The sequence below is a fragment of the Kocuria sp. 2SI genome (assembly GCF_005502825.1).
Lineage (GTDB): Bacteria > Actinomycetota > Actinomycetes > Actinomycetales > Micrococcaceae > Kocuria > Kocuria palustris.
In genome coordinates this window covers 90,861-108,241 of sequence record NZ_SCNB01000001.1, presented here as the reverse complement: position 1 = coordinate 108,241, position 17,381 = coordinate 90,861, and the positions used below count along the sequence as shown (strand labels likewise).

Here is a 17,381-nt window from a genome sequence, read left to right as displayed (position 1 = left end):
TCAGGCAGGTAGCGCAACTGGGTATCCACTCGGCGGTGGGGAGGGGGGGTCAGAAGAGGCGGCTCGAGGCGATCTGCGCGCCCTCGGCCAGTGACTCGAGCTTGGCCATGGCGATCTGCGGGTGCAGACGGCCGCCCAGCCCGCAGTCGGTCGAGGCGATGACGCGCTCGCGGCCCACGACGGAGGCGAAGCGCTCGATGCGCTCGGCCACCAGCTCCGGGTGCTCGACCACGTTGGTGGAGTGCGAGACGACGCCCGGGATGATGACCTTGTCCTCGGGCAGCCCGGCATCCGCCCATTCGCGCCACTCATGGCCGTGACGGGCGGAGGCCGCCTCGAAGGAGTAGCCTCCGGCGTCGATCTGCAGCAGGGGCTCGATCAGGTGCTTGAGCTCCAGGTCGGTCGTGTGCGGGCCGTGCCAGGAGCCCCAGCACAGGTGGAATCGGATCTGCTCCTGCGGCAGCCCGCGCAGCGCGTGGTTCAGCGCCTCGATCCGCAGCTGGATGAAGGAGCGGTAATCCTCGAGCGAGGGCTCCGGGTTGATCTGGTCCCACGACTCGGCGATCGAGGGGTCGTCGATCTGCACGATCAGCCCGGCGTCGACGATCGCCTGGTACTCCTCGCGCATGGCGTCGGCGCAGGCGTAGACGAGCTCCTCCTCGGTGGCGTAGTACTCGTTGCTCACTCGGGCGCAGGAGCCGGGGGACAGAGCGGCGATGAAGCCCTGCTCGGCGCCGGAGCCCTCGAGCGCGGACTTGAGGTTCGCGATGTCCGCCTGCACGGCGTCGTGGCCGGTGTAGGTCAGCGGCCCGGTGATCTTGGGCTGGGCCACCCGCTTGCGGGCGGTGAGGATCCCGGAGGACTGATCGGCATAGGCCTCGGCGAAGCGCTGCCGGTCGCGGCGATCGGCGAACGACGTCAGCACGATGTTGCCCGGCGAGGAGCGCTTGGCGCCGGCGTTCGGGTCCCAGCGGTCCTCGTCGGAGGGGCTCAGCCCGCCCAGGCGGGAGAACGAGTAGTTCCACCAGGCGCCGTAGTCGACGGAGCTGGACATGGTGTGGCCGTACTCGCCGTCGTTGACGATGTCGATCCCGATCTCGGACTGCCGGGCGACGATGTCGCGGACGCCCTGCTGCATGGTGGCCACGAGCTCCTCCCACGAGATCGTGCCGGCCTGGTAGGCCTCGTTCGCGGCCAGCAGCTCGGGGGTGCGGGGCAGGGAGCCCACGTGGGTGGTCTGGATGCGGTCGGTGTTCAGCATGCGCGAAGGCACGTCCTTTCCATCGGTCCTGGCGGGAGCACCTCTGCGCTGGGGACGGATCCCCGCATGGTTGCTGCGACGTCTTCGAGCCAAGGTCTCTCGGTCGCTCGTGATGGTGACGTCGATCATCCTGCCATGCCGAGGACGTCGCACCCAACCCACGAAAGCCGTCGAGTGGATCCCCAGTTGCGCTGTTCGCCCGAACAGCGCAACTGGGGATCCACTCGGCGGGGTGGGGGAACGGAGGGTCAGCGGGGCATCGCTGCCGGGTCGTCGAACTCCTCCGGGGCGCGGAAGCGGGTCACGCCGCGGCGCTTGGCCAGCACAGCGCCGATGATCCACAGGAGAGCGAACAGGCCCGCCGTGAGCAGGATCTGCTGACGCACGCCGGGCACCGTCATGCCCAGGATCACGACGGCCACCATGCCCGCCAGCGCCACGTAGGACAGCACCGGGTAGCCCCAGGCCCTGAGCACGAGGTCGCGGCCCTCGCGCTCGGCGCGGCGGCGCAGCACCAGGTGGGAGACGATCGTCATGGACCAGATGACGATCAGGGTGGAGCCCACGATGTTGAGCAGGATGCCCAGGATCTCCTCGGCCCACAGGTAGTTCAGCCCGACCGTCACGAAGCCGAAGGCCACCGCGGCCACCGGCACGCCGCGGGGGTTGGTCCTGCTCAGCGCGGCCGGTGCCAGGCTGCGGTGGGACAGCGAGAAGATCATCCGCGAGGCGCCGTACAGGTTGACGTTCAGCGACGACAGCAGCGCGACGGTCACCACGACCGCCATGATGGAGGCGACGGCCGGAAGCCCCGCGGTGTTGAGCACGGCCACGAACGGGGAGGCCAACAGGTTCTCGTCGTTCCACGGCATGGCCAGGACCATGATGGCCACGGAGCCCATGTAGAAGATCAGGATGCGCCACACGATGGTGCGGATCGCCCGGCCCACGTTCTTCTCGGGGTCCTCGGTCTCGGCCGCCGCCACGGCCACGATCTCGATGCCGCCGAAGGCGAAGGCCACGATCAGCAGGCCGGCGGCCACGCCTCCGATGCCGTTGGGCATGAAGCCGCCGTGGGCGGTGAGATTGGCCAGGCCGGGCGCCTCGGCCGTGGGCAGCAGGCCGATCACGAACAGCCCGCCGATCACCAGGAAGACGACGACGGCGGCGACCTTGAGCAGCGAGAACCAGAACTCGAACTCGCCGAACTGCCCCACGCCGATGAGGTTGATGGCGGTGAAGATGATCATGAAGATCAGCGCGAGCAGCCACTGCGGGGCGATGGGCCAGGCGGAGACCAGGATCTGGGCGGCCGCGGTGGCCTCGGCGGCGATCACGATGATCAGCTGCACCCACCACAGCCAGCCGACGGCGAAGCCCGCGGCCGGGCTGACGGCTCGGCCCGCGTAGACGGAGAAGGCGCCGGAGGTGGGGTGATCGGCGACCATCTCGCCGAGCATGCGCATGATCAGGATGATCAGGAACCCGGCGACGACGTAGGACACGAGCACCGACGGCCCGGCGGCGGCGATGCCTGCCCCCGAGCCGACGAACAGGCCTGCGCCGATGGCCGAGCCGAGGCTCATCATGACCAGGTGGCGGCCCTTCATGTGGGCCTTCAGGTTCGAGTCCTGCGGGCCGTCTGCCCCGGGCGCTGCGGGAGCGGTGGTGCTCTGCGAATGGCGTCCGCGACTGGTCGCGGGCGAGGATCCGGAACCCATGGGGGCCTCCTGGTGGTGAGGGCGCCGGGGGATCGGCCTTGGGCGCCTGTGCTGCACGTCACAATCTGATGGCGACACACTAGGCCACCCCGAGGGCGAGTTCCGGGCCTCCGCGGAAGCCTTCGCGAGCGTCGGACGATGCGCCCCGTGATCCGCGTCTCACGGGTGGGATCGTCCGGCGTGCCTGCGCGCAGCGGGCGAGGGCGTCCGCTGGCGCAGGTGTGTGACATCAGATCGTCTCGGGGCCCTCCGAGCCCGCCTGATAGTCCTGCAGCGGCACCAGGCCGTCCGCCACGGCGTCGATCGCCGGCTGCACGATCCGCCAGCAGTGCTGCGAGGCCTCGGCGCTGACGCTGAAGGAGCGGTCGCCGTCGAGCATGCGGCGCACCACGGAGCCGTAGGCGGAGAAGGGCGACTCGGGGGTGGCCGAGGACAGGGTCACCCGCGAGGTCCCGCGGGGGTCGAAGGGGCCGCCCGCGCTGAGCTCGAGGCTGATCTCGCCGGTGGCCAGGTCCACTCGCAGGATGTCGCCGGCGGGGTCGCCGAACTCCTGGGCCCCGGCGGGGACGGGGCGGAAGCGCACCAGCACCTCCTGATGCGGCGAGCCGATGGCCTTGCCGGAGCGCAGGTGCACGGGCACGCCCTGCCACCGCCAGCTGTCGACCTCGACAGTGAGCCGGGCCCAGGTCTCGGTGCCGTTGGCGGGATCCACGCCCTCCTCGTCGACGTACGACGGCAGCTCGCGGCCGTCGATGCCGCCGGCCGTGTACCGACCCGCGGCCATGTTCTGCTCGATCGGGCCGATCACGCTGGTGCGGGCCAGGACCTGGGAGATCAGCTCCGGGATCTCGCCATCGGCGATCGACGACGGCGGGTCCATCATCAGCACGCCCATGACCTGCAGCAGGTGGGACTGGTGCATGTCGCGGATGGCGCCGGTGGCGTCGTAGAAGCCGGCTCGGCCCTCGAGGCCGAGCGTCTCGTCGAACGTGATGGAGATGGACTCGACCAGATCGCGGTGCAGCAGCGGCTCGATGATCCGGTTCGCGAAGCGCAGGCCCACCAGATCCAGCACGGCGGGCTCGCCCAGGAAGTGATCGATCCGCAGGATCCGGTCGGCCGGGACCAGGCGATCGGCCAGGCGGTTGAGCTCGCGGGCGGAGTCCTCGTCCGTGCCGATCGGCTTCTCGAGCGCCAGCCAGAGGTCCTGGGGCAGCTCGATCCCGCTCAGCGCGTCGAGCGCCTTGCCGGTCACGGCCGGCGCGAGGGCGAAGTAGAGCACCACGCGGCCGTCGTCCGCCTGCTCGAGCAGCTGGGCCAGCTGCTGCGGGGAGGAGGCATCGGCGGTGACCCAGGCGGTGGAGGCCAGCGTCCGCTCGACGGCTTGGCCGTCGGCGTCAGTGCTGCGGAAGGCCTCGGCGACAGTGTCCTTCCAGTCCTTCTTGTCCGAGCGCGCGCTGCCGATCACCCGGACCTGCCGCTGCGGCTCCAGGGTCAGGACGTCGCCGAGTCCGGGCAGCAGGAGGCGGGCGGTGAGATCGCCGGAGGCGCCGAGGATGATCAGGGTGGTGGGGGTCGTATCGGTCATGCGTCCAGCCTAGGCAGGGGCGCCCACAGCACGATCTGGGTCGGAGCCGCCTGCTGGAATAGGTCCATGACCACCGACAGCGCCCACGCCCCGTCCTCCACGCCGCTCGAGGACTACGCCCTCCTGTCCGATCTGCGCACGGCCCCGCTGGTCTCCCGGGACGGCAGCGTGGACTGGCTGTGCTTCCCCGACGTCGATTCCCCCGCGGTGTTCTCCGCCCTGCTCGGCGAGCCCGACGACGGCCGCTGGCAGCTGAAGATCGCCGACGGAGAGGTCGTCTCGCGGCGCTACCGTCAGGGGACCTTCATCCTCGAGACGCAGTGGCGCTCGCCGAGCGGGCGCGCGACCGTCGTGGATGCCCTGCCCACCGCGGACGATCGGGCGAACCTGGTGCGGGAGGTGACCTGCACGGAGGGGGCCGTCACGGTCGAGCACGACCTGCGCATCCGCCCCGACTACAACCGCAGCTCCCCCTGGGTGCATCTGCGCGAGCTGCCCGAGGGCGGCAGCGGGATCGCAGCCATCGCCGGGCCGGACATGCTCGTACTGCGCGGACCGCTGCTGTCGGCACGGGGCGACGACGACTCCCGCCATGACCTCAGCGCCGAGGGCGAGGTCGGGCGCCGGCTCGGCGGCTCCTTCGAGCTGGAGGCCGAGCAGACCCAGTCCTGGGTGCTGACCTGGTGCTCGTCCTGGAGCCCGGTGCCGGAGGCCGTGGACGCTTCCGTCGCGCTGGAGCGCACCGAGTGCTACTGGCGGGACTGGCGGGACGCCACCTGCTCCCAGCAGACGGTCAGTGAGGGGCAGGAGCGGTCGCTGCTCGTGCTGCGCGCGCTCACGCACGGGGAGACGGGCGGCATCGTGGCCGCCCCCACCGCCGGGCTGCCCGAGGACTTCGGCGGGGTGCGCAACTGGGACTACCGCTACACGTGGCTGCGCGACGCCTCGCTGACCATCGAGGCGCTGGTGGATCGCGGTCACACCGAGGGCGCTCGCCACTGGCGGGACTGGCTGCTGCGCGCGGTCGCAGGCGACCCGGAGCGGATCCAGATCATGTACGGGATCGACGGACGCCGCAGGCTGCCCGAGCACGAGCTGGAGCATCTCTCGGGCTATGAGGGGTCGCGGCCGGTGCGCATCGGCAACGGGGCGGTGGATCAGTACCAGGCGGACGTGATGGGCGAGGTCATGCTCGCCCTGGCCGCCCTGCGAGACGCCGGGGAGCCCGAGGATCTCTGGTCCTGGGGCCTGCAGAAGAACCTGCTGCGCTACTGCGAGCAGCGCATCGACGAGCCCGACCACGGACTGTGGGAGATGCGCGGGGAGCCCGCGTTCTTCACCCACGGCCGCGTGATGATGTGGGCGGCGTTCAACGAGGGCCTGCGCGCGGTGCACGAGCACGGCCAGATCCGCGACGGCGTGGCCGAGGCCGACGGCTGGCCGGACGTGGAGGACCAGAGCGCCGCCGAGACGACGCGCCAGGGCGCCGATACCCCGGTCCTGGCCACCCCGGAGGAGATTCGGCGATGGTCCGAGCTGCGTGATCGACTCCACGACGAGATCATGGAGAGGGGCTGGAACGAGCAGCTGGGCAGCTTCACCCAGACCTACGTCCCGGGCCACGGCAGCCAGGAGGTCGACGCCTCCCTGCTGCAGCTGCCGCACACCGGCTTCATCGACGCCGATAATCCCAGGATGCTGGGCACGGTCGAGCGGATCGAGCAGGACCTGGTCGATGACCACGGCTTCGTGGCCCGCTACCGCACCGCCTCGGGATCCGACGGGCTGGAGGGCGGCGAGTACCCGTTCCTGCTGTGCCTGGCCTGGCTGGCCGAGCAGTACGCCGGCTCCGGGCGCGTGGAGGACGCACGACGGGCGCTGGACCGGCTCGAGAGCTGCGCGAGCGACCTGGGCCTGCTGGCCGAGGAGTACTCGCCCGAGCATCAGCGCCTGGCGGGCAACTTCCCGCAGGCCTTCAGCCACCTGGGCCACCTGCGCGCCGCGCAGGCTGTCGAGCGGGCCGAGGGCTCAGCGCGGGAGGCGGCTCAGGCGAACAGCCCCTCGTAGGCCTCCTGGAAGCGCTCGGCGACCCGATCCCAGTGCTCACGGGCCTCCGGGTTCGGGTCGAAGGTGTGCGCGTACGGCGGATCCACGGGCTCGATGTCCGGGGCGAGGACCTCGGAGGCCAGCACGGCCGTGCCGCGCAGGGTCGAGCGCTTGAAGGTGGCCTGGACGGCGCTGCGCCCCAGCAGGTCAGAGAGCTGCTGCTGCAGGCCCGGGACGGACTGGGTCATCCCGCCTGCGGTCACGAGGCGCTCGACCTCACCGGAGGCCTCGATGAGCTGCTGGGCCACGCGGCCGTAGGCGGCCACCACGCCCTCCATCACGCCGCGCAGGATGTCCTCGGGGCTCGTGGCCGTCGAGAGCCCGAGCACGGCGGCGCGGGCGTCGCCCACCCATCCGGTGGAGCGCTCGCCGGTGAGGAACGGCAGGACCAGCGGGGTCGTGGGATCGATCGGGCGCTGGGCCACGTCCTCGGGGGAGAGGTCCTCGGACAGGCGCAGGGTCTCCTCGGCCCAGGTGACGGCGCGGCTGGCGTCGTTGATGGCCCCGCCGAGCAGGCAGCGGGTGTCGTCGATGCGGTAGCACCACAGTCCCGACGGGATGGTCTCGGGCTGCTCGTGCAGCAGCACGCGCATGGCCCCGGAGGTGGCCATGGAGGTGACCATGGTGGTCGCATCCCGACCGCCGGAGCCCACGTTGGCGCTGAGGCCGTCGGCCACGGGGGCGAACCACTTGGCCTGGCGCAGCGCCGGCCACCGCTCGGCCACGGCCGGGGGCACCTCGCGGATGGGCTGGTTGGGGCGGGCGATCAGCGACAGCGACTCCCGCTCGACCTGGGCCAGCTCGAGCATCCGATCCGACCAGTCTCCGGTGCGTCGATCCAGCAGACCGGTCCAGGCGGCGGTGGAGGTCCCCACGCGCGCCTTGCCCAGCAGGCGCAGGTGGAAGTACTCGCCCAGCGACATCCACCGGGTCGTGGCGGCGAAGGCCTCCGGCTCGGTCTCGCGCAGCCAGCGGAAGCGCGGCGTCAGATAGGACGTGTGCAGGCGGGTGCCAGTCAGCTGCTGGATCTCGGCCTCGTCGACCTCCTGGCGCAGCGCGGCCAGTTGCCCGCAGGAGCGCGAGTCGGCGTAGGTGTAGCAGGTGGTGGTGGCGCGGCGACGGGAGTCGGTGCCCACCAGGGAGGAGGCGAAGGTGTCGATCGCGACGCCGCCCACCCGGCCGACGAGCTCCTGGCGCGAGCCGATGATCTGATCGATCAGGCGGCACAGCTCCTCGACCACCTGATCCGGATCGATCGTGCTGGTGCCGTCGACGGCGGTGGTGAAGTGGTGCGGGATCTTGTCCCGGTAGCCGCGCACCGGCGTGCCCGTGGCGTCGTGGAGGCTGCCGCGGGTGGCGGTGGAGCCGACGTCGAGGGCGAGGACGAGGGGATCGACGGCGTCCTTGAGCGGGACGGTGAAATCCACGTCGTCGTCGGTCTTGGGCGGACGGGGTGCGGACTTGGCCACGTGCGGGTCCTTTGACGAGGGTCTCGGTGCGGCGGGCCGGCCCTGGGCCGCGGTGCCCGCTGCGAAGTCGACGGGATCCGAGCCCTGCGTGCAGCGGCTGATCCAGGCGGTTGACGTCGGCACCTCATCGTATCCCGGCTGAAGGCGCCGCGCGCCGGTCCGGCCGGGGCCGCGGACGTTCCGAGCCCGGGAGATCGACGACGCCGAACGCAGGGCAGAAGAAGGCCCGCCCCGTCCTGCGCAGTGCAGGGCGGGGCGGGCCGAGGCTCGCGGGCGAGCGTTCGGAATCAGCGGCCGTTCTTGGAGGCCGAGACCCGGTTCACGATGATCAGGATGATGCCGACGATGAACAGCAGGCCGCCGAGCAGGCCCAGGCCGATGCCCGCGAAGGCGCCGCCGACCATGCCGCCGACGCCGACGTCGGTGATGTAGACCGAGTCGTTGGAGACGTAGGGCGAGCAGCTGAGGCGGTACTCGCCGGCCTCCTTGGTCTCGAACGTGCCGAGCAGGGAGAACTCCTCCCCGTCGGTGGTGGCGGTCTGGTCCGCGCTCGAGGTCTCGAGCTCGAGGGTGTCGAACTCCGGCGTGTAGATCGAGCACTCGTCCACGGAGTCGGTGGTGGTGGCGAACACGTAGTACTCGGTGTCCGCCTCGAGCGTGCGGGTGGTGCCGGACGGGGTGTCGGCGATGTCGTTGGCCCCGCCCACGATGCTGGTGAAGAACACGATGATCGCGATGATGCCGAGCAGTACGCCCAGGCCCAGCGAGACCAGGCCCATCCACAGCGGGGGCTTGCCCTTGCCCTTGGGGCGGCTGCCCTGCGAGCTGCCGTACGATCCGCCCTGGTAGCCGCCGGACGGCGTGAACTGGGGCGAGCTGCCGCTTCCGCTGCCGCCGCCTGCGGGGCGGTACTGCGGTGCGCCGGAGCTCTGCCCCTGCTGCGAGGACGACGGTGCGCCGTAGGACGGGACCTGCTGCGAGGAGCCGGAGTCTCCCTGCGAGGGCTGGGACTGCGGCGCGCCCTGGTTCTGCTGCCAGCCGCCGCCGAAGTTCGGGGCGGAGTGCTGGGAGCCGGAGGAGCTGCCGTTGCTGCCGGAGTCCTGAGGGGATCCATTGGTGGGAGTGCTCATGGGGAGGGTCCTTTCGCGAGGAAGGGCGGTCGAGCTCGAGTGTTCACTATAGAAAATACCCGGATGGGGCGATACGGCAAGCCCTGCGTCGGAAGATTTCCGCTCCGAGGCGCGTTCACGAGAGAATCGGGGCAGTGCAGGCCTCAGTCCGCCTGCCCGCTCGCATCCGTCGTTCGCCGCGGTCTCCTGCCGCGGCGGCACCAGAGGAGAGATCCGTGCCGCAGCTTCGTTCCGCCACCTCCACCACCGGCCGCAACATGTCGGGCGCCCGCGCGCTGTGGCGCGCCACCGGCATGGGCAGCGAGGACTTCGGCAAGCCGATCGTGGCGATCGCCAACTCCTTCACCCAGTTCGTGCCCGGTCACGTCCACCTCAAGGACATGGGCCAGCTCGTGGCGCGCGCGGTCGAGGAGGCCGGCGGTGTGGCCAAGGAGTTCAACACGATCGCCGTGGACGACGGCATCGCCATGGGCCACGACGGCATGCTCTACTCCCTGCCCAGCCGCGACATCATCGCGGACTCGGTCGAGTACATGGTCAACGCGCACTGCGCCGACGCCCTGGTGTGCATCTCCAACTGCGACAAGATCACCCCCGGCATGCTCATGGCCGCCATGCGGCTGAACATCCCCACGATCTTCGTCTCCGGCGGACCCATGGAGTCCGGCGAGGGCGTGGAGGGCGTGGTCGAGCACCGCGTGGACCTGGTGGATGCCATGTCCCTGGCCGTGGACGAGTCGATCACCGACGATCAGCTCGCGCTGGTCGAGGAGTCCGCCTGCCCCACCTGCGGCTCGTGCTCCGGCATGTTCACCGCGAACTCCATGAACTGCCTCACCGAGGCGCTGGGCCTGTCCCTGCCCGGCAACGGCACCACCCTGGCCACGCACATCAACCGCAAGCGCCTCTTCGAGGAGGCAGGCGCGCGGATCGTGGCCTCGGCCAAGCGCTACTACGAGGACGACGACGACTCCGTCCTGCCGCGCTCGATCGCCACCCCGGAGGCCTTCGCCAACGCCATGACCCTGGATGTGGCCATGGGCGGATCCACCAACACGGTGCTGCACATCCTGGCCGCCGCGCAGGAGGCCGAGGTCGACTTCACCATGTCGGACATCGACCAGATCTCCCGGCGCGTGCCCTGCCTGGCCAAGGTCGCCCCGAACTCCACGAAGTACCACATCGAGCACGTCCACCGGGCCGGCGGCATCCCCGCGATCCTGGGCGAGCTGCGCCGCGGTGGGCTGCTGGACGAGGACGTCCACACCGTCCACGCCGCCACCATGGGCGAGTGGCTCGACGAGTGGGACATCCGCTCCGGCAAGGCGACCGAGCAGGCGAAGCACCACTTCCTGGCCGCCCCGGGCGGTGTGCGCACCACGCAGGCGTTCTCGCAGGCCAATGAGTACGAGGACCACGACCTCGACGCCCAGGACGGCTGCATCCGCTCGGTCGCCCACGCCTACACCAAGGAGGGCGGGCTGTGCGTGCTCTTCGGCAACATCGCCGAGGACGGCGCGATCATCAAGACCGCGGGCATCGACGAGTCCCTGTTCCACTTCAAGGGCTCCGCGTTCGTCGTCGAATCCCAGGACGAGGCCGTGTTCGAGATCCTGTCCAAGAACGTGAAGCCCGGGGACATCGTGGTCATCCAGTACGAGGGCCCCAAGGGCGGGCCCGGCATGCAGGAGATGCTCTACCCGACCTCTTACCTCAAGGGCCTGGGCCTGGGGAAGGAGTGCGCCCTGATCACCGACGGCCGCTTCTCCGGCGGCACCTCGGGGCTGTCGATCGGGCACATCTCCCCGGAGGCCGCCGCCGGCGGTGCGGTGGGCCTGATCGAGCAGGGCGATGAGATCGAGATCGACGTCGAGAACCGCATCCTGCGCGTCAATGTGGACGACGCCGAGCTGGCGCGTCGTCGCTCCGAGAAGGGCGAGGCCCCCTGGAAGCCGACCAAGCCGCGCGAGCGCAAGGTGTCCAAGGCCCTGAAGGCCTACGCCTCCATGGTGACCTCGGCGGATAAGGGTGCGGTGCGGGTCGTCGAGGACTGAGGTCCTCGAGCTCGGCGCTTCACGTGCGCAGTCGGGGCACCAACCGCAACTCGCCGGAAACCTGGCTGGTGTACATTGCACCAACTGCTGGGAACGGCCTGTGGTCGCTCCGGCAGATTCCTCTGAGAAGCGGGAGTGCACATGGAGCAGCTCACTGAGCTCGTCGGCAGCGTCGGCAATTTCATCTGGAGCTGGATCGTCTTCGCGATCCTGATCGGCACGGGTATCTACCTGACGATCAGGACCAGGGCGGTCCAGTGGCGGTCCGTCCCGGAGATGTTCCGGGTGCTGCGAGACCCTCCCGGTGAGGACCCGGACGGCAAGAAGTCGATCTCGTCGTTCCGCGCGTTCACCGTCTCGGCGGCCTCGCGCGTGGGCACGGGCAACATCGCCGGCGTGGCCATCGCGATCAGCGTGGGCGGACCCGGCGCCGTGTTCTGGATGTGGGCCATCGCGGCCATCGGCGGCGCCAGCGCGTTCGTCGAGTCGCTGCTGGGCCAGCTCTACAAGCGCAAGGGCGAGACCGGCTACTACGGCGGACCGGCCTACTACATGACCTACGGGCTCAAGAAGCACTGGATGGGCATCCTGTTCGCGGTGATCATCACCGTCACCTACGGCCTGGTGTTCAACTCGGTGCAGTCCAACGCGATCGTGGACTCGCTGTCGGGCTCGCTGGACATCGACCCGTCGGCCGCCGGGGCCCTGCCCTTCAAGCTGATCGTGGGCGCAGTGGTCGTCGTGCTGACCGCCTCCATCATCTTCGGCGGCGCCCGCCGCATCTCCGCGGTCACCCAGGCAGTCGTGCCGGTCATGGCCATCCTGTACGTGCTGCTGGGGCTGCTGGTCGTCGTCCTGAACATCGGCGAGGTCCCCGGCATGGTCGCCGACATCGTCCTGGGCGCCTTCGGCATCCGCGAGTTCGTGGTGGGCGGCTTCATGGCCGTGTTCGTCCAGGGCCTGCGCCGCGGACTGTTCTCCAATGAGGCCGGCATGGGCTCCGCGCCGAACGCCGGTGCCTCGGCCTCCGTCTCTCACCCGGCCAAGCAGGGCTTCGTGCAGTCCCTGGGCGTCTACTTCGACACCTGGCTCGTCTGCTCGGTCACGGCGTTCATCGTGCTGCTGTCCAACCCCAGCTTCGGCGACTCTGCCCAGGGCGCCTCGCTCACGCAGACGGCACTGGGTCTGCAGCTGGGGACCTGGGCGGTCCACTTCCTGACCATCGCGATCTTCCTGTTCGCCTTCAGCTCGGTGATCGGCAACTACTTCTACGGCGAGGCGAACATCATGTTCCTCACCCGCTCGCGCGCGGTGATGAACGGCTACCGCCTGCTGGTGCTCCTGTCCGTGATGGTCGGCGCGGTGGTCGCCCTGGATCTTGTGTGGTCTCTGGCCGACGTGATGATGGCGATCATGGCCACGATCAACCTGATCGCCCTGATCCTCCTGGCGCCCGTCGCCGTCAAGGTGATGAAGAACTACGAGGCCCAGCGCCGCCGCGGTGAGGAGCCCACCTTCAACGGCTCCGACATCCCCGGCCTCACCGGGCTGGATGCCTGGGACGGCACCGACGTGATCACCACCGGCGCGTTCTGGACCCAGCAGATGAAGCGCGTGGGCAAGGCCTGACCCGCTTCCGCCGCTGAACGACGACGCAGCCCTCCTCCCAGCCATAGCGGCGGGGAGGAGGGCTGTTTCGTCGGGTCGGTCGCCGAGGGCCCCGATCAGCGCTGACCGACGGCCTTCAAGCAGTGCCTTGCCGCTGTGATCGGGTCCTCCAGGTGGTTCATGCGCTCGATCCACAGGGCCCAGACCCTCAGGTCGTAGGCGACATCCGGGTCGTGCTCCTGGTCCTGGCGCATGACGATCAACGTCACCAGCATCTCCCAGGCGCTCTCCGGGGTGTGTCCGAGAGCGCGGGCGGCCCGAGCCACCTCCGGGGCATTGTTCACGTTGGGCAGGTTGCCGAAGCGCCACACGCTGTGCGCGCAGGCCATGACGGTCGTTGAGTGGCCCTTGCGGGGGAGGAGGAACAGGACTCTGCTCCACTCCCGGGCCTCCCGATCTCCGAAGTCGATCCACCGGTGGTTCGTGCGCGGCGGCACCACGGGTGCCTCCGGTGCGAGGTGCAGCGGCACGTTGTAGGGATGCAGATGCTCGAGATCGGAGCGCTTCGACTCCAGTGCTTGGTGCAGTGCGTCGGACATGAGGTCCTGCCTTCCGGGCCGCGCAGCGCGACCCCGTCGAGTCTTGCCTCAGCGAGTGCGCTGAGGCCCGTTCTGCTCTGGAAGCACCCGGGAATCGAGTTCGGGTTGCTGCGCGGCCGGCCAGGCCCGTGAGGCCGCGCTCTTGAACGTGTCCTGAAATTACAAGAAGGCTCCGACAGCACAAGCCCCATGACGCGGTGGTGCCGTGCTCACAGCACCAGGACCTGCGGCAGGACGCCGAAGATGACGGCGAGCACGAGCGTGAGCAGATGCAAGACCAGGAAGACGGTTGCGGCAGTCTTCACCCCGGAGGACGGGTACATCTCGCGCGGCATGCGGATGCGGGGGTAGATGGCCAGCGCCGCACCCAGGATCGCCGGGGCGCCCAGGGGCAGGAACGCGACGAGCATGGCAGCGACCAGATCGGCGGTGCCGCCGAAGTCGGGCTCCGTGACTGTGGACGCGGCGCCGATCGAGAACAGGATCGTGAGCGGGGAGAGCAGCAGTGCACCGGCCAGCACGAGGATCGTGAGCACCAGAGCGGTGACGGCGCTGCCGGGCGCGGAGGGCCTCGGGGACCAGGTGGCCTGCGGGTAGGCGTAGGGCTGAGCCTGCGGGATATAGGGGTGCATCGTGGACTCCTGGTCGAGCGGGAGAGGTGAGTTGCTGATGCAAATATATGACCCCGCCCGAGTGTTCGCAACTGCGAATGCTAAGGGGCGCGCAGGCGTGTAACTACAAGAATCCCGGAGGCGCACTCCGGCGCCGCAGCGCCAGGCCGCCGCCGCGGCCTGGCGACTCAGCGACGACGGCGCAGATGCTCCCTCGCCACTGCCGAGAGATTCTCCAGCGGCAGCCCGGCGGGGCAGACCTCGGTGCAGTCGCCCAGGGTGGAGCACGGCCCGAAGCTCTCCTCGGCGGCGTCGAGCACCTTGCCGGAGCGGGTGCGGCGGTCGTCGTCGTCCTTGGCCAGCGGGGGGAGCTCGGTGAGCAGCGAGCCCACGAACAGCTGGCCGGAGCCGTTGGGGCAGGCGGCCACGCAGGCCCCGCAGCTGATGCACCCGGCCTCGGTCAGTGCCTTCATGCCCACGGGGCCTCCGGCGGCCTTGACCACGGTGCGCAGCGCGGCCTTCTTGTCCACGGACAGGTCCTTCTTCACGGGGAAGGCGGCTGCGCGCAGCGGCTCGATCCGCACGCGCTCGCCGTCAGTGAAGGCCGCAACCTGCTGCTGGCACGAGGCCCGGTTGAGCTGGGGGCCGTGGGCCACGCCGTCGACCGTGACGCCGCACTTGCCGCAGATGCCCTCGCGGCAGCCGTCGTCGTAGGAGATCGGCTCCATGCCCTCGGGCAGCTGCTCGTTGAGCAGGTCGAGCAGCTCCAGCACGGTCGTCTGGGGGCTCACGCCGGTGACGGTGTGGGTCTCGAAACCGCCCTCGGACTCGCCGTCGGCCTGGCGCCAGACCTCGACCTGCAGGGTGCCGGTGATGCGCATGGGACTCCTTCGGTGCCCTCGCGCCGGGACCCGGTCGCGGAAGGCGGTGTTGCAGTGCGGGGGAGGACGGCTCAGCGCACCAGGCGCAGGAGCACGGCCACGGGGATGGAGGCGTTGCCCAGGGCCACGCCGGTGCCGACCAGCCGCCCGGCCAGCTCGAAGCGCTCGCGGGCACCGCGCTGGGCGGACAAGCCGGTGTCGTTGCCGATCTGGACCAGGCCCTGGGAGGTGTGGGCGGCCAGCGCCAGCATGGCGGCCAGGTACAGCCCGGCCACGGGCGGGCGGCGCAGGGATGCCACCAGGTTGTCGTAGGCGGCACCGGGCTCGTGACGGCGCGAGGCGGCCGGCCGCGTGCCCAGCGTGAGATCCGCCAGGTGGAAGGCCGTGAACAGCCCCAGGACGGTGCCGGTCGAGCGCATGGAGCGCTTGAGCCTCTGCCAGCGGGTGCGCCGACGACCCTGCGGCAGCGGCCTGGGCTGAGCGGCAGCACGGCGCTCGGAGGCCTGGGCGCGCACGGTCAGCACCGCCGCGCAGCTCAGGTGGGTCAGCGCATCGGCCAGCAGCACGACCCGGAAGGCCCACAGCACGGTGCGCCGCGGCAGGACCGGCGCCCCCAGCGTGCGCAGGTGGTGGGCGTAGGAGTCGAAGCGGCCGCGTCCCAGGTAGACCTGCAGATTGCCCAGCATGTGGATCACGGTGTACCCGGAGAGCACGGCGCCGCTGGAGGCCATGGCGAGCTTCACGTCCGGGGTGGGCGGGAAGCGCTCGGAGGTCTCCAGGGCCCAGGCCCAAAGACGACCGGCGGACTCCTCGAGGGTGCGCCGCGTGGCAGGTGAGACCGCGGAGAGGACTCGCTCGGTCTCGGCACGGAGGTTCTCGGTCATGGGACAACAGCCTAGGGCGAGGGGCGCCTCCGAGGTGACGACGGTATGACGCCGAGTTACCCGGCAGCCGGGGCCGGGCACTCCAGCAGGGTGATCCGGAAGCGGGTGCTGCGGTCCTCCTGCGTCTGCTCGCAGCCGTTGTCCCGCAGGTGGGACAGCACGGTGTCGTGGAACTTGTTCTCCTTGTTGGAGACCACGGAGGTGGCGCCGACGGTGTCGATCTCCCAGGACTCGTAGCCGGGGCGGTTCAGCCCGTAGAGGTTGTCCGCGCTGATCCGGTCCTCCTGGAGCATGGGATCGGCGATCTCGTGCTCCGGCGGATAGGCGAGCAGGACGCCGCGGTTCGACCGGTCCATGAAGATCACGGTCTCGCTCCGGGCGACCAGAGCAGATGCCGTCGCGTAGTTGTCACCGCCCTTGGCGTCCCATGTGTTCTGCCCCAGCAGCGACGGGACGGACAGCCCCAGCAGGCCCGCGCTCAGCACCGCCGCCGCGGGTCGCCATCGGATCGTGGCCAGGGACGCCGTCAGGGCCAGGACCAGGAACGGGGTCGCATAGGTGAAGTAGCGCTCCTGGAACAGCTGCTTGCCCATCATCTGGGCCAGCAGAATGCAGGCCATGGGGAACAGGGGAAAGCTCAGCAGCCACAGGACGAGCCGGCGGCCGGGACCGCGCAGGAGGCCCGCGGCCAGGATCAGCGCGATCAGTCCCATGAACCACGGAGCCAGCTCGAGGGCGACGTCGTTCCACGGCTCACCCCGATTCCCAGGACTGATCGGAACGGTGCGCAGGAGAATCCTCTTGATCACACTGCTCACTGTCAGGTCGATCCAGCTGATCTGGCTGCTCTGGGACAGGGCGCTCAGCCCCAGCGGGAGCACCAGACCGGTGGTGCCTCCTGCCGCGATCAGGACCTTCAGGAACGGACGACGTCCCCAGGCCAGGGCTCGCACGAGGTAGAGCACCACCGCGGAGGCGGCGTACATGGAGAATCCGACGGCGGCGGCCTGCAGCACCGCGAAGCCCACCAGCGCCGCCGTGCCTCCGCGGTCGCGGAAGCGCTCGAAGCACCACAGCGCCGCAACGGAGGCGAGGACGGCCATGGCATAGCCGCGGGCTTCCTGGCCTGCCCAGGACAGACCGGGCAGGACGGCGAAGAGCAGACCGGCGATCAGCCCGCTCAGCAGCACCCGGTCCGGGAACCAGCGGCGGGCATAGGTCATGGCCACCTGGGTGATCAGCGGTGCGGCGAGCGTCAGGGCCAGCGCCGACGGGGTCCGCATGGCCAGCTCGGAGGTCCCGAACAGTGCCACCCACGGGTGCATGAGGACGTAGTACAGGCCGTGGACGGCGTCGACGTCCTGCAGCAGGCGCAGCAGGGAGCCGAAGGGCCTGTTCGTGGCCGAGATGGTCGCGGCCTCGTCGAACCAGAACTGAGGGACGGTCATGCCCCAGAAGGCGACGGCGGC

13 protein-coding genes and 2 riboswitches are annotated in these 17,381 nt (G+C 70.1%); of the genes, 3 read left to right on the top strand and 10 right to left on the bottom strand.

Going from position 1 to position 17,381, the window contains the following annotated elements; genetic code table 11:
- Positions 1-49: 49 nt before the first annotated feature.
- The 3 genes from FFS25_RS00450 to FFS25_RS00440 form a co-directional block, all read right to left on the bottom strand.
- Positions 50-1,261, bottom strand: coding sequence for a cobalamin-independent methionine synthase II family protein (locus FFS25_RS00450; RefSeq protein WP_137801515.1), 1,212 nt, complete (start codon positions 1,259-1,261; stop codon positions 50-52).
- Between the two features lie 16 nt (positions 1,262-1,277).
- Positions 1,278-1,380: riboswitch (SAM riboswitch) on the bottom strand.
- A gap of 129 nt (positions 1,381-1,509) precedes the next feature.
- Positions 1,510-2,982 (bottom strand): amino acid permease, encoded by a 1,473-nt coding sequence (locus tag FFS25_RS00445; protein WP_349654401.1) that lies wholly within the window; start codon positions 2,980-2,982, stop codon positions 1,510-1,512.
- 229 nt (positions 2,983-3,211) lie between these two features.
- Positions 3,212-4,570 (bottom strand): glucose-6-phosphate dehydrogenase, encoded by a 1,359-nt coding sequence (locus FFS25_RS00440; RefSeq protein ID WP_137801514.1) that lies wholly within the window; start codon positions 4,568-4,570, stop codon positions 3,212-3,214.
- A gap of 66 nt (positions 4,571-4,636) precedes the next feature.
- Between FFS25_RS00440 and FFS25_RS00435 the strand changes: the two genes are divergently transcribed.
- Positions 4,637-6,637, top strand: coding sequence for a glycoside hydrolase family 15 protein (locus FFS25_RS00435; RefSeq protein WP_137801513.1), 2,001 nt, complete (start codon positions 4,637-4,639; stop codon positions 6,635-6,637).
- Here the strand turns inward: FFS25_RS00435 and FFS25_RS00430 are convergent.
- Positions 6,616-8,268 (bottom strand): gluconokinase, encoded by a 1,653-nt coding sequence (locus tag FFS25_RS00430; protein WP_137801512.1) that lies wholly within the window; start codon positions 8,266-8,268, stop codon positions 6,616-6,618. The genes FFS25_RS00435 and FFS25_RS00430 overlap by 22 nt on opposite strands.
- Before the next feature lie 164 nt (positions 8,269-8,432).
- A complete protein-coding gene (locus FFS25_RS00425) occupies positions 8,433-9,275 on the bottom strand; it encodes a hypothetical protein (RefSeq protein ID WP_137801511.1) in 843 nt (280 codons plus the stop codon).
- A gap of 215 nt (positions 9,276-9,490) precedes the next feature.
- Here FFS25_RS00425 and ilvD point away from each other — a divergent pair, with 215 nt between their 5' ends.
- Entirely contained in the window at positions 9,491-11,329 is a 1,839-nt protein-coding gene (ilvD, locus tag FFS25_RS00420) for a dihydroxy-acid dehydratase (RefSeq protein ID WP_137801510.1), read from the top strand.
- Between the two features lie 141 nt (positions 11,330-11,470).
- The gene (locus FFS25_RS00415) at positions 11,471-12,958 is read left to right on the top strand and encodes an alanine/glycine:cation symporter family protein (RefSeq protein ID WP_137801509.1); all 1,488 of its coding nucleotides are present in this window, start codon (positions 11,471-11,473) and stop codon (positions 12,956-12,958) included.
- A 95-nt stretch (positions 12,959-13,053) separates the two neighbouring features.
- Here the strand turns inward: FFS25_RS00415 and FFS25_RS00410 are convergent, their stop codons facing one another.
- The 5 genes from FFS25_RS00410 to FFS25_RS00390 form a co-directional block, all read right to left on the bottom strand.
- Complete coding sequence (locus tag FFS25_RS00410; protein ID WP_058872011.1) at positions 13,054-13,536, bottom strand: hypothetical protein; 483 nt, start codon at positions 13,534-13,536, stop codon at positions 13,054-13,056.
- 34 nt (positions 13,537-13,570) lie between these two features.
- Positions 13,571-13,684, bottom strand: a riboswitch (SAM riboswitch).
- 61 nt (positions 13,685-13,745) lie between these two features.
- Positions 13,746-14,168, bottom strand: coding sequence for a hypothetical protein (locus tag FFS25_RS00405; protein WP_058872012.1), 423 nt, complete (start codon positions 14,166-14,168; stop codon positions 13,746-13,748).
- 167 nt (positions 14,169-14,335) lie between these two features.
- Entirely contained in the window at positions 14,336-15,028 is a 693-nt protein-coding gene (locus FFS25_RS00400; protein ID WP_058872013.1) for a 2Fe-2S iron-sulfur cluster-binding protein, read from the bottom strand.
- Between the two features lie 71 nt (positions 15,029-15,099).
- Positions 15,100-15,912, bottom strand: coding sequence for a succinate dehydrogenase/fumarate reductase transmembrane subunit (locus FFS25_RS00395; protein WP_058872014.1), 813 nt, complete (start codon positions 15,910-15,912; stop codon positions 15,100-15,102).
- A gap of 56 nt (positions 15,913-15,968) precedes the next feature.
- Positions 15,969-17,360: a glycosyltransferase family 39 protein gene (locus FFS25_RS00390; protein WP_137801508.1), complete on the bottom strand. Its 1,392-nt coding sequence runs from the start codon at positions 17,358-17,360 to the stop codon at positions 15,969-15,971.
- Between the last annotated feature and the right edge of the window lie 21 nt (positions 17,361-17,381).